A 13022-nucleotide genomic window follows, 5' to 3' on the forward strand; every position below is an offset into this window, starting at 1 on the left:
TATAATCATAAATGAGAAAGACACATGATAAAAAAAGCGTGTCTGATAACGATAGAGGTGTAATGATGAGTATTTTATCCGTAAAAGATTTAAGCCACGGCTTCGGTGACCGTGCGCTTTTTAACAATGTATCGTTCCGTCTTTTAAAAGGGGAACACGTCGGCTTAATCGGAGCAAACGGCGAAGGTAAATCAACGTTTATGAATATTATTACCGGAAAGCTTGAGCCTGATGAGGGTAAGGTTGAATGGGCGAAAAACGTGCGTGTCGGCTATCTCGATCAGCATACCGTGCTTGAAAAAGGAAAAACGATCCGCGACGTGCTGAAGGATGCGTTCCATTACTTATTTGCGATGGAAGAAGAAATGAACGAGATTTACAACAAAATGGGCGAAGCGGACCCTGATGAGCTTGAGCAGCTGCTTGAAGATGTCGGTGTCATTCAGGACGCCCTGACAAACAATGATTTCTACGTGATTGACAGCAAAGTTGAAGAAATCGCCCGCGGCCTCGGCCTGCAGGATGTCGGACTTGACCGCGACGTCACTGACTTAAGCGGCGGACAGCGGACGAAAGTGCTGCTCGCCAAACTGCTTTTGGAAAAGCCGGAAATCCTTCTGTTGGACGAACCGACGAACTACCTTGATGAACAGCATATTGAATGGCTGAAACGCTATTTGCAGGAATATGAAAATGCGTTCATCTTAATTTCTCACGACATTCCGTTTTTAAACAGCGTAATCAATTTGATTTACCATGTGGAAAACCAGGAGCTGACGCGTTATGTCGGTGATTATCATCAGTTTATGGAAGTCTACGAAGTGAAAAAACAGCAGCTCGAAGCCGCCTATAAAAAACAGCAGCAGGAAGTGGCTGAGCTGAAAGATTTCGTCGCCCGCAACAAAGCCCGCGTCAGCACGAGAAATATGGCGATGTCCCGTCAGAAAAAGCTTGATAAGATGGATATGATCGAACTGGCGGCCGAAAAACCGAAACCGGAATTCCATTTCAAGCCTGCGAGAACGTCAGGCAAGCTCATTTTTGAAACGAAGGACTTAGTCATCGGCTACGATACTCCGCTGTCACGCCCGCTCAATCTCAGAATGGAGCGCGGACAGAAAGTCGCCCTGTACGGCGCAAACGGCATCGGGAAAACGACGCTGTTAAAAAGCCTTCTCGGTGAAATCCAGCCGCTGGAAGGCACGGTGGAGCGCGGCGAGCATCAATACACGGGCTATTTCGAGCAGGAAGTGAAAGAAACCAATAACAATACGTGCATCGAAGAAGTGTGGAGCGAATTTCCTTCCTTTACCCAGTACGAAATCCGCGCCGCCCTCGCCAAATGCGGCCTGACGACCAAACACATTGAAAGCCGCGTCTCCGTTCTCAGCGGAGGAGAAAAAGCGAAGGTCAGACTGTGCAAGCTGATCAATTCAGAAACAAACCTGCTCGTGCTTGACGAACCGACAAACCACCTGGATGTCGATGCGAAAGAAGAGCTGAAACGCGCGCTGAAAGAATACAAAGGCTCCATTCTGCTGATTTCCCACGAACCCGAGTTTTACATGGATATCGCGACGGAAACATGGAATTGTGAATCTTGGACGACGAAAGTGCTGTAAACACAAAAAGGAACTCCCGCCCGTGCGGAAGTTCCTTTTTTTCTTAATGTCCGGCTTTTATTCCGGCGAGATGTTTGCGTCCCATGAGAAGGACAAGCATGCCGACAAAAACGACAATCCCGCCTACTGTATATGGAGTGCTTGCGGTGAAGTGTTCTGACAGCATTCCCGCAATCCACGGAGCGAGCGCACCGCCGATAAAGCGGACTGAGCTGTAGGCTGAAGACGCGATTGAACGTTCAACCGGCGCAGCACCCATCACAGCGGTTGTCATGATCGTATTCACCATACCGAGAACGGCACCGGCAACAACGATACATGTAATGATCAACGTCTGATGGGCAGTCCAGACCCCCATAATAACGAGAATGGCCGCAAAGGCGATAAAGAGAACGACGAGCGAACGCACTGTGCCCAGCACTTTGTGCACGAGCGGCGCCGTAAAGACTGACGTAATTGCCAGCAGAAGGCCCCAGCCGAAGAAGACATATCCGAGACCGTGTTCATCTAAATCCAGCACGAACGGAGAATAAGCAAGCAAAATAAAAAATCCAAAGTTGTATAAGAATGCAGATACTGCCATTGTCAAAAGGCCTTTATATTTGAGCGCCTTCATCGCATCAAACACACCGACGCGTTTCGCCGGTTTAGGCAGCTTCGGCAGCATGAGTGAAATCGCGCAAAGCGCTATAAACATCAGGACAGACACTCCGAAGAACGGAGCGCGCCATGAAAGGCTGCCCAGCTCTCCGCCGGCAAGCGGCCCGACGGAAATTCCCAGTCCGAGCGCGGCCTCATACAGAATAATAGCTTTGGCGCTGCCGCCGACAGATACCCCGACGATAACGGCAAGCGCGGTTGAAATAAAGAGAGCATTCCCAAGCCCCCAGCCGCCGCGATAGCCGACAAGCTGAGCGATTGAACTTGAGCTTCCGCCGAGAGCGGCAAACACGATGATAAAAATAAGTCCGAGAAGCAGCGTCCATTTTGCGCCGATCCGGCTGGAAATCGCGCCGGAGAAAAACATCATAAAACCGGTAACGAGCAAATAACTTGTAAATAACAGTGATACTTCACTAGGTGAAGCATGTAATTGTGCGGCGATCGCCGGAAGAATCGGATCGACAAGACCGATTCCCATAAAGGAAATCACACAGGCAAACGCAACCGCCCAAACGGCTTTCGGCTGGCTGAATAAGCCTGTTTTCTGTTGTGATGATGTATCCATTTGACCAGACCTCCTGTTTTATCCATTAAAAGAAACGCTATATCCATAGCGTTTACAGCAAAATTATTCGATTGATTGAATGGCGCGGTCAGCTTTTTCTTTCATTCCGTTAAGGCGCGTTTTAAAATGCTGAAATGTGCTGATCTTCTCATCAATCATCTCAAGCTGGTGGTTCAAAGCGTGCTGAATCTCTTCCAGCTTTTCTTTCCGTTCCTTCGGATCCAGTGACAACAAGTACCCCTCTTTGTTTAATTCCAGCTGACGGCTCATCTCCATAAACTGCTGAAGCTCCTGAAGGGAAAAACCGAGCACTTCTTTTGTGCTGGTGACTTTTTCGAGCTCCTCCATATCATCTTCAGAGTAAAGCCGGACGCCGCCTTCTGTCCGTTTAGGAGCAGGAATCAAACCAATCTCCTCGTAAAAACGAATGGTTCGTTTTGTCAGTCCGCTTCGCTTGGCAACTTGATCAATCTTCATCCATTCCAAGGTGAATCCCCCTCTAGTCGTATCTGTTTCTATTATACACCATTTGAACCTTAACGTAAACGTAAACTTTCTATGCCGGATAAACTTGACCTTTGTCTTTAAAGCGCCGGGAGACATTTGTTTAAAACAAAAAGCCGGTATGACCCGCCATCTTCTCGGGGGCCGTACCGGCTTTTCTTAATTCTCAAGTTCTTCAATCATCAGTGACAATTCGGTCCAGCGCTCCATCGCCGCTTCAAGCTCTTCAGCCGTTTTTGCCTGTTCGGCCATCAGTTCTTGTATCTTTCCGAAATCACTTCCCGCTTCAGCGATTTCCGCTTCCAGACGCTGATGCTTTTCTTCAAGGCCGGCGATTTTGTCTTCGATGCCGTCCCATTCGATCTGATCCTTATATGAAAGCTTTTTGCGCTTTTTCTTCGGCTCTTCTTCCGCCTTTTTCTCTTCGGCCGGCTGTTTTACCGCCGTCTTCTTCGCTTTTGCTTGTTCCATGTATTCACTGTACGAACCTTGGAAACGGGAAATGACGCCGTGTCCTTCAAATACGATCAGGCGGTCCACGACGCGGTCAAGGAAATAGCGGTCATGGGATACGGTGATGACGACGCCCGGGAACTGTTCGATATAATCCTCGAGCACGCTTAATGTTTCTGTGTCCAGATCATTGGTCGGCTCATCTAAAAACAGCACATTCGGCTCCTGCATCAGTACATTCAGCAAGTACAGACGGCGTTTTTCCCCGCCCGACAGCTTTCTGATATATGTCTGCTGCATCGGACGCGGGAACAGAAAACGCTCAAGCATTTGTTCCGCGGTGATGACATCGCCTTCCGCCGTTTTGACGATTTCGGCCGTCTCTTTTATATATTCAATGACTTTCATATCGCCGTTCATTTCGCTGTGATCCTGGGTGTAGTAGCCGATCCGGACCGTCTGCCCGATGGTGATATTGCCGCTGTCAGGCTGAATTCTGCCGGCGAGGCTGTTTAAAAGTGTCGTTTTCCCGATTCCGTTCGGCCCGATGATGCCGATTCGTTCCCCCGGGATGACAAGCTCATTAAACTGGCTGATCAGCGCTTGGCCGTTATAGGTAATGGCGACGTTATCGGCTTCGATTACTTGTTTTCCGAGACGGTGGGAACCGATCGCGAAATCGAGTGATCCGGAGACTGCCGGCCCTTTTTGCTCCTTGAGCGCCTCCGCTCTGTCCACTCTCGCTTTTTGTTTCGTCGAGCGCGCTTTCGCTCCTCTTCTGAGCCACGCCAATTCGCGGCGCAGGAGGTTTTGGCGTTTTGTTTCTTTCTGCTCCGCCAGCGCTTCCCGTTCGGCCCGTTTTTCCAGGAACACTTCATAGTTTCCTTTATACGTATAAAGGCTGCCTCTCTCAAGCTCGTAAATTCTGTTCGTCACCCTGTTCAGAAAATATCTGTCGTGCGTGACAAGCATAACGGCGCCCGGATATTGCGATAAGTAGCCTTCCAGCCATTCAATCGTTTCATTGTCCAAGTGGTTTGTCGGTTCATCCAAAATGAGCAGGTCAGCCGGCTGGATGACGTTTTTCGCGATCGCGACGCGCTTTCTCTGGCCGCCGGACAGCTCGCTGACATCCTTCATCAGATCGGTGACGCCAAGTTTGGTTAAAACCATTTTGGCTAACGTATTCGCCTCCCACGCATCATTCGCGTCCATTTGGGCCTGCGCATCAAGCAGGTGTTTCTGGCGCTGGTCATTTTCCGGTTCTTCATTCAGCGCCTGAAGCGCTTTTTCGTATTCTCTCATCGTTCTCATGACGGCTGATCCGCCGGAATAAATATGTTCAAGAACGGTTTGTCCGGCCGGAAGCTCAGGGTCCTGATGCAAAAACTCAATATGCACGTTTCCTGAAGCCGTAATCTCGCCTTCCTCCGTTGATTCAAGGCCGGCAATGGTTTTCAGAAGCGTAGACTTCCCCGTTCCGTTCGGGCCGATTAAACCGATTCTTTCATTCTCTTCAATATGAAAGGAGATATGGTCGAATAATGTCTTATCTCCGTATGTTTTATAAAGGTTTTCCGCTTTTATGATGCTCATGGTTCCTATCAATCCTCACGTAAGTTCATGTGTTCATTTTAAATCAGGCGCTGGAATAAAACTAGTAAAAGGACAGACAAATTTCTTGGAAGAGATCATTTTGTCCGAAGAATGTTTCCGCCTCTCCTTTTATACACTGGAGGGGAAGAGGTGATGACATGATCAGCGTCAGTTTGTGCGTTATCGTGAAAAATGAAGAGGAGGTGCTTGCGGGCTGTCTTGATTCCGTCAAAGACATTGCGGATGAAATTGTGATTGCTGATACGGGCTCGACCGACCGGACGAAAGAAATCGCGGCCCGTTATACGGATAAGATTTATGATTTTGAATGGATCGATCACTTTGCGGCCGCCCGTAATTTTGTGTTTTCGAAAGCGGAAATGGATTATATTCTGTGGCTGGACGCCGACGATATGCTGACGGAAAAGGACCGTGAAAAGCTGATTGAACTGAAGGCGTCGCTTTCAAAAGAGGTGGACGCGGTATCCATGTATTATCACGTCGGCTTTGATGATCGGGGAGAGGTCAGCTTCAGATACCGCCGCAACCGACTCGTCAAGCGTGAAAAAGGATTCCGCTGGATCGGAGCCGTGCATGAGTATCTTGAAGTATACGGAAACATCATAGAAACCGATATTGCCGTCACACACCGGAAATCCGAGAAAAAGCACTCGCCTCCCTCAGACCGCAACTTGAAGATTTATGAGAAAATGGCGGAAAACAGTGAAACGATGACACCGCGCGATTTGTTTTACTTCGCGAATGAATTAAAGGATCACGGCCAGTATCAGCGCGCCATCACGTATTATCACCATTTTCTTTCCACAAAACAGTGCTGGATCGAAGACGAGATCAGAACGTGCCAATATCTATCCGATTGCTACAGGGCGGTCGGCCATGAAGAGGCTGCCATGACGTCTCTCTTAAAATCATTTCTGATCGATTGTCCGCGGCCGGAGTTCTGCTGCAGGCTCGGCGACTATTTTTCGGAGAAACGGCAATACCGGCAGGGCGTGTTTTGGTATGAGCTCGCCCTATCCGCCAAAAGCAGTGATGCAGGCTTTACCCAGCTCGAATATTCCACCTGGTATCCCCATCTGCAGCTCTGCGTCTGCCACTGGCAGCTCGGTGACAAAGAAAAAGCGAAAATTCATAACGACAAAGCCGCCTCCTATCATCCGTCACATCCGAGTGTCCTGTATAATCAAAACGTGCTCGGCACATAACAACGAAAATAAGAGCTGCCCCGTATGCAGGGCAGCTCTTTATTGATTACGCTGTCGGAATTCCTCCGCTTACACTGTAAATTTGGGATGTCACATAGCTCGATTCTTCTGAGGCCAAAAAGACATAAATCCCTGCAAGCTCCGCCGGCTGTCCGGCACGCTTTAATGGAACGGCCGGTGTTTCCTTGCCGAATTTCGGAATGTTTTCACCGGGCTGTCCTCCGGAAATCTGAAGCGGCGTCCAGATCGGCCCCGGCGCTACCGAGTTGACTCTGATTCCTTTATTCGCCAGCTGCTTTCCTAGGCCGACGGTAAAACCGATAATGGCATGTTTCGTCGCGGCATAATCCAACAGCATCGGGCTTGGATTATACCCTTCTACGGACGTTGTCGTGATAATAGACGCGCCTTCCGGCAGATACGGAAGCGCGGCTTTGACGAGCCAATACAGCGAGAATACGTTGACTTCAAATGTTTGATAGATTTGTTCTGTAGTAAGATCGCTGATATCATCCACTGCCTGCTGTTTGCCGGCGACAAGAGCGAGCGTGTCAAGACCGCCAAGCTCTTGATACGCTTTTTCCGCCAATTCTCCGCAAAACGCTTCATCGCTTAAATCTCCCGGCAGCAGAACGGCTTTTCTTCCCTCTTTTTCAATTAACGCTTTCACTTCTTCTGCATCCGGCTGTTCCTCAGGCAGATAGTTAATGGCCACATCCGCCCCTTCCCGGGCATAAGCAATTGCGGCGGCCCGGCCGATACCTGAATCGCCGCCGGTGACGAGGGCTTTTCTTCCCTTCAGCTTGCCGGCTCCTTTATAGCTTGTTTCACCGCAGTCCGGCACAGGCTTCATCTCTTTCTGCAAACCGGGCGGTTCTTGATATTGTTTTGGAAATTCATCATGATCATATTTCGTCAGCGGGTTGTGCAGATTTGCATCAGACATACAAGACTCTCCTTTATCATTGGTGATGTATTCGTATGTGTACCCCTTTAGCATGACGGATCAAACGTGTAAGTGCAGTTTCCGCTTGATAAAGGGAAAACAAAAAAGGAGCCCGTAAGCTCCCTTTTTTTTATGATTCTCCGAGAACGTTTTCAGCCATTTTCGCTAAATGCTGGGCGCTTCCTGAAATCTCCTGCATCGTGGCAGAAATTTGTTCAACCGCCGCCGCTTGGCCGTCCGTGTTCTGGTTGATGGATTCAATTGAGTCCTCCAGCCCTTTCAGCAGGCTGTGGATTTTTTTCGTAATCTGGTCAATTTGGCCGACATTGTCTTTTGAATGAGTGGCAAGCTTGCGGATCTCATCCGCCACCACGGAAAAGCCCTTGCCGGATTCTCCTGCTCTCGCGGCTTCAATGGCCGCATTCAAACCGAGCAGATTGCTTTGATCCGAGATGCCCTTGACAGTGACGGAAATGTCGGCGATTTCTCCCGCGCTTTCACTGACTTGTTTCGCCTGAGCGGAAATTCCGGTCATCTGTGCTGAAAAGCCGTTGATGGATTCTGAGATATCCGCGATGGCCGAAGCGGTCTGTTCCACGACGGCGGACAGGCTTTCAGCGACATCATGAAGCTTGGCTGATTTTTCAAGGCTCGTGCCGAGACCGACGCCGCCGATGACTTTTCCGTTTTCATCATGAAGCGGAATCGCTCTGGCGATCAGCGGAAATCCGAACAGCTCTTTCGGCACCATGCTTGTCTTCTTCTGATTCATGCGGATCGCGTCTGTAATGATGTCCCCTTTTTGCAGCGGGTCTCCCGGCTTTACATTAAGAGAAAACGTTTTAGCCGGAATATTCACGATTAATTTTTCTGTATCATAAATTCCGATGGTGATGTCATCTTGGATCAGGCTGTTTAAAAAAGGCGCAACTTTGACAAAAGCGTCAAGCAGGCTGTGCGTTTGCTGCTCTGTCTGTATACTCATTTCTTTCACTCCTTCTTAATATGGGAATTGACGTTTTTCATGCTGAACCGAAATCCATTTCAGCGTGGTGAATTCTTCAAGGCTCCATTCGCCGTTCAGCCTGCCGAGACCTGATTGTTTCTCGCCGCCGAACGCGACATTCGGTTCATCATTAATGGTCGTATCGTTGACGTGAATCATGCCGGTTTCGATCCGCTTAGCAAACTCAACGCCCCGCTCCACGTTTGCCGTATGCACGGCTCCGCTTAAACCGAACGGTGTCGCGTTTGCGATGCTTACCGCTTCATCCTCCGTTTCAAACGGCATGATGCAGACGGCCGGTCCGAACAGCTCCTCCTTCGCGATGCTCATCTCAGGTTTCACATCTTTTAAAATGACGGGCTCAGCGACCGTTCCGCTGAATCGGCCGGACAGCACCGGAACCGCTCCCTCTTCTATCGCTTTTTCGACAGACCGTCTCAGACCTTCCGCCTGTCTCTCATTGATTAAAGGACCGATAACCGTATCAGGGTCCATCGGATCGCCGACTTTCAGCGATGACACTTTCGCTTCGTAAAGTTCTGTAAATTTGTCATATACAGATGTGTGAACGAGCACGCGGTTCGCCGACATACAGATCTGGCCTTGATGCGTAAACCGGCTGAATACGGCCGCATTGACGGCGTATTCAAGATCAGCATCCTCAAGCACGATCAGCGCGCTGTTTCCGCCAAGCTCCAACAGCGGTTTTTTAAAGTGTTTGACCGCAAGCTGTCCGATATAGCTGCCCACTCCGGTTGAACCTGTAAATGAGATTATCCGCGGCACGGGATGCTCAACAAAGCTGTCGCCGATCTCCCCGATATCCGTCACGATGACATTCAGCAGCCCGTCCGGTACGCCGGCCGCTTCAAAAATTTTCGCGATAAGCGTTCCGCCGCAGATCGGCGTTTCTTCATGAGGCTTCAGCACGACGCCGTTCCCCGCGCCGAGTGCCGGCGCAACAGATTTCATCGAAAGGAAAAACGGGAAATTAAACGGGCTGATCACCCCCACGACTCCGGCGGGTATTCTGTACAGCCTGTTTTCTTTTCCGTCAATCGTGGACGGGAGAATTTTCCCTTCCATCCGCACCGGAAATGTTGCGGCTTCTTTTATCATATTTTTGACAAGTCCGATTTCAAACTCAGCCTTCAGCCGTGTTCCGCCAAGCTCCTCCATGATTAAGTAAATAATCGCTTCTTCGTGCTCTTCAATGAAAGAAACGGCTTTTTCCAAAATGGCCCGCTTTTTAAAAGGGTTTACTTTGTCCCATTCTTGTTTCGCAAGAGCCGCGGCGCGATATGCCGCATCCACGTCATCAGGCGTCGCTTTTCGGAATGAGGTGATGACTTTTTGAGTATAAGGATTTCTGTTTTCCAATACGTTCCGGCTGCTTCCATCCCTCCATCGGCCGCCGATAAACTGCTTATTTAGTTCTTCATATTGAAACATGTAAACATCTCCCTTTCACCGAAACTTGAAATTAGTTGATGAGTCATCTTTTGTATCGGTCTTAAGGTGAGAAAATTGAACTATTTCACAATAAAATTCCCTTTCCTTCCGTGCATCGACGCTTTTTAGCTTTGTTCTTTTAAAGTGGGAAATTCTTTAATTGACTGCGAGAAATTTCGACAATATAATACAAACGTCAGTGTATATAATGATAAGAATATTATGAATTTTCAGGAGGACCCATATGTCTTTACTATTTCGGAAAAAGCCGCTGGCCGACTTAAAGGCCCAGAGCAAACAGACCAGCCTGTCCCGCTCGTTAAGCGCTTTTGACTTGGTTTTGCTCGGAATCGGCTGTGTTGTCGGCACGGGGATTTTTGTGATTACCGGGACTGTGGCCGCGACAGGCGCAGGACCGGCTTTGATTCTGTCGTTTGTGCTCGCGGGCCTTGCCTGCGCGCTCGCCGCGTTTTGTTATGCGGAATTTTCTTCATCCATTCCGATTTCAGGCAGCGTATATACGTATTCATATGTCACTCTCGGGGAGTGTCTCGCGTTTTTAATCGGATGGGACTTAATGCTTGAATATGTTATCGCGCTCGCCGCCGTCGCAACCGGCTGGTCATCTTATTTCCAGTCGCTTCTTGCAGGCTTCGGGCTGCATCTTCCGGAGGCGCTGACCGCCGCACCCGGCAGCAAAACGGGTGCCGTATTCAACCTGCCGGCCGTTATCATTATTTTGGTCATTACCGCGATTGTTTCAAGGGGCGTGAAAGAAAGCACCCGCTTTAACAATGTCATTGTATTGATGAAAATTGCGATCATTCTGCTGTTTATCGTCGTCGGTTTCGGCTACGTGAAACCGGAAAACTGGTCGCCGTTTATGCCGTTCGGGATGAAAGGCGTCATCACGAGCGCCGCGACCGTTTTCTTCGCGTATCTCGGATTTGATGCCGTGTCAAACGCGTCGGAAGAAGTGAAAAACCCGCAGAAATCAATGCCGGTCGGAATCATCGGCGCGCTTGCCATCTGCACCGTCCTTTACATTACGGTATCGCTTGTCCTGACGGGAATGCTTTCGTACACCAAGCTGAATGTCGGAGACCCTGTATCTTTCGCGCTCCAATTTGTCGGCCAGAACAAAATAGCAGGCATTATTTCCGTCGGCGCGATTATCGGGATTACAACGGTCATGCTCGCTCTGCTTTACGCTCAGGTGCGCCTTACATTTGCGATGAGCAGAGACGGCCTCTTGCCCCGCATGTTTTCCAAGGTTCACCCGCGTTTTAAAACACCGTTTCAAAACACATGGGTGACGGGGATCGTTGCCGCCGGGATCGCAGGTTTTATTGATCTGGGAACCTTGGCGCATCTCGTCAATATGGGAACCTTGGCGGCCTTTACGGTCATTGCGATCGCCGTCATCGTTTTAAGAAAGAAACATCCGGAGATCAAATCTTCCTTCCGTGTTCCTTTCGTGCCTTTTGTGCCGATCATCAGCGCATGCTTATGCCTGTATCTCGCAAGCAGCCTGCCGGGCGTGACATGGCTCGCCTTTGTCATCTGGATCGCCGCCGGGATCGTCGTTTATATGATGTATTCGAGAAAACACAGTTTGTTAAATAAATAAAAAGGGAGGCTCTTTTTTCTGTTTGAGAAAGAAGAGCCTTTTTTGCACTTGATAATTCATTCACCTTATGAATAATATGGTGTATGCTTCGTTTACATAAAAAGGAGGAGAATCACTTTGGCAATTGCCGCCCCGCTTAAAGAAAAACCTGTCCATCGTCCCGAGACAACCATGTATTCTATTTTGTTCATTATCGGGATCTGTCATCTGCTGAACGATTCACTGCAAGCGGTGATTCCGGCGATGTTTCCGATTTTGGAACGTTCCATGAATCTTACATTTACGCAGCTCGGAATTATCGCCTTTACGCTGAATATGGTGTCTTCCGTGATGCAGCCCGTCATCGGCTGGTATACGGATAAACGCCCGATGCCGTATGCTTTGCCGCTCGGACTCACCGCAAGCATGCTCGGCATTTTAGGTCTCGCGTTCGCCCCGTCTTTTCTGACGATTTTATGCTGTGTCTTTTTTATCGGCCTTGGCTCCGCCGTCTTTCATCCAGAAGGATCGCGTGTCGCTTACATGGCCGCCGGCGAAAAGCGCGGATTGGCGCAATCGATTTACCAAGTCGGAGGGAATACCGGCCAGGCGATGGCGCCCTTGATTACCGCGCTGATTCTCGTTCCGCTCGGTCAATTCGGCTCTGTCTGGTTTACGCTAGTCGCCGCAATCGCTGTGCTGTTTCTCATTTATATCGCCAAATGGTATAAAGGCCGTCTTATTCATTTGCGCGCCGTAAGTAAAAAATCACCGGCCGCCGCTGTGCAGACCGTGATTACAAAACCGATTATTCTCGCCCTTATCATGATTATCTTCTTAATTTTCGCGCGCTCCTGGTATGTGAGCGCGATCGGCAACTTTTATACGTTCTATGCGATGAATGCCTATCATGTCAGCATTCAGCAGGCACAGAGCTACATCTTCGTCTTTTTATTTTTCGGAGCTGTCGGAACGTTTCTCGGCGGGCCGCTTGCAGACCGTTTCGGAAAGCGGAACGTCATCATCGTTTCCATGACGGCATCGGCTCCCTTGACGATTTTCCTTCCGTTTGCGGGACCTGTCATCGCCTATGGCGTACTGGCGCTGATCGGCGTTGTTCTGATGTCCAGCTTCTCCGTGACGGTTGTCTACGCGCAGGAGCTTGTTCCCGGCAAAATCGGAACGATGTCAGGGCTTACGGTCGGGCTCGCCTTCGGAATGGGCGCGATCGGAGCGGTTGCGCTCGGAGCTCTTATTGATTCAGCGGGATTGACGCCGACCATGACAGCCGTCGCCTTTCTGCCCGTTTTAGGTCTGCTCGCCTTTGTCCTGCCGAGCGACAAAACATTAAAAGAATGGCATTCATAAAAAAATCCCTGC

The 13022-nt window shown here is 49.5% G+C and carries 10 protein-coding genes; 4 read left to right on the forward strand and 6 right to left on the reverse strand.

The window, feature by feature from the left end; genetic code table 11:
* Positions 1-65 precede the first annotated feature (65 nt).
* Complete coding sequence (locus D368_RS19070) at positions 66-1622, forward strand: ABC-F family ATP-binding cassette domain-containing protein (protein WP_012117051.1); 1557 nt, start codon at positions 66-68, stop codon at positions 1620-1622.
* Between the two features lie 43 nt (positions 1623-1665).
* On the opposite strand, the gene D368_RS19075 is transcribed toward D368_RS19070, so the two are convergent.
* From D368_RS19075 to D368_RS19085, 3 genes are all read right to left on the reverse strand, one after another.
* Positions 1666-2850, reverse strand: a complete 1185-nt coding sequence (locus D368_RS19075) for an MFS transporter (protein WP_128575047.1) — start codon at positions 2848-2850, stop codon at positions 1666-1668.
* Positions 2851-2913: 63 nt separating this feature from the next.
* On the reverse strand, positions 2914-3336 hold the full coding sequence (locus D368_RS19080) for a MerR family transcriptional regulator (protein ID WP_003155658.1): 423 nt from the start codon (positions 3334-3336) through the stop codon (positions 2914-2916).
* 177 nt (positions 3337-3513) lie between these two features.
* Positions 3514-5403 (reverse strand): ABC-F family ATP-binding cassette domain-containing protein, encoded by a 1890-nt coding sequence (locus D368_RS19085; RefSeq protein WP_063174326.1) that lies wholly within the window; start codon positions 5401-5403, stop codon positions 3514-3516.
* Positions 5404-5561: 158 nt separating this feature from the next.
* Here D368_RS19085 and D368_RS19090 point away from each other — a divergent pair, with 158 nt between their 5' ends.
* Entirely contained in the window at positions 5562-6629 is a 1068-nt protein-coding gene (locus D368_RS19090; RefSeq protein ID WP_128575048.1) for a glycosyltransferase family 2 protein, read from the forward strand.
* Positions 6630-6675: 46 nt separating this feature from the next.
* Here the strand turns inward: D368_RS19090 and D368_RS19095 are convergent, their stop codons facing one another.
* From D368_RS19095 to yfmT, 3 genes are all read right to left on the reverse strand, one after another.
* A complete protein-coding gene (locus tag D368_RS19095; RefSeq protein WP_007609985.1) occupies positions 6676-7575 on the reverse strand; it encodes an SDR family oxidoreductase in 900 nt (299 codons plus the stop codon).
* Between the two features lie 130 nt (positions 7576-7705).
* Positions 7706-8560, reverse strand: coding sequence for a methyl-accepting chemotaxis protein (locus D368_RS19100; RefSeq protein WP_017419081.1), 855 nt, complete (start codon positions 8558-8560; stop codon positions 7706-7708).
* 15 nt (positions 8561-8575) lie between these two features.
* On the reverse strand, positions 8576-10033 hold the full coding sequence (gene yfmT / locus D368_RS19105) for a benzaldehyde dehydrogenase (protein ID WP_033574964.1): 1458 nt from the start codon (positions 10031-10033) through the stop codon (positions 8576-8578).
* Positions 10034-10277: 244 nt separating this feature from the next.
* Between yfmT and bcaP the strand changes: the two genes are divergently transcribed.
* Together bcaP and D368_RS19115 are read left to right on the forward strand one after the other, a co-directional pair.
* Entirely contained in the window at positions 10278-11663 is a 1386-nt protein-coding gene (gene bcaP, locus D368_RS19110) for a branched-chain amino acid transporter BcaP (RefSeq protein ID WP_025649927.1), read from the forward strand.
* 117 nt (positions 11664-11780) lie between these two features.
* Positions 11781-13010 carry an MFS transporter gene (locus D368_RS19115; RefSeq protein WP_065180693.1) on the forward strand — a complete coding sequence of 410 codons (1230 nt, stop codon included), beginning with the start codon at positions 11781-11783 and terminating at the stop codon, positions 13008-13010.
* Positions 13011-13022: the final 12 nt, after the last annotated feature.

This window comes from Paenibacillus lentimorbus NRRL B-30488 (genome assembly GCF_000411595.1).
Lineage (GTDB): Bacteria > Bacillota > Bacilli > Bacillales > Bacillaceae > Bacillus > Bacillus velezensis.

What these genes read in the sequence shown, in the direction of transcription:
- D368_RS19070 (WP_012117051.1), top strand. Translation starts at nt 66, where the DNA reads ATGAGTATTTTATCCGTAAAAGATTTAAGCCACGGCTTCGGTGACCGT.
- yfmT (WP_033574964.1), bottom strand. Translation starts at nt 10,033, where the DNA reads ATGTTTCAATATGAAGAACTAAATAAGCAGTTTATCGGCGGCCGATGG.
- D368_RS19085 (WP_063174326.1), bottom strand. Translation starts at nt 5,403, where the DNA reads ATGAGCATCATAAAAGCGGAAAACCTTTATAAAACATACGGAGATAAG.
- D368_RS19075 (WP_128575047.1), bottom strand. Translation starts at nt 2,850, where the DNA reads ATGGATACATCATCACAACAGAAAACAGGCTTATTCAGCCAGCCGAAA.
- D368_RS19100 (WP_017419081.1), bottom strand. Translation starts at nt 8,560, where the DNA reads ATGAGTATACAGACAGAGCAGCAAACGCACAGCCTGCTTGACGCTTTT.
- bcaP (WP_025649927.1), top strand. Translation starts at nt 10,278, where the DNA reads ATGTCTTTACTATTTCGGAAAAAGCCGCTGGCCGACTTAAAGGCCCAG.
- D368_RS19090 (WP_128575048.1), top strand. Translation starts at nt 5,562, where the DNA reads ATGATCAGCGTCAGTTTGTGCGTTATCGTGAAAAATGAAGAGGAGGTG.
- D368_RS19095 (WP_007609985.1), bottom strand. Translation starts at nt 7,575, where the DNA reads ATGTCTGATGCAAATCTGCACAACCCGCTGACGAAATATGATCATGAT.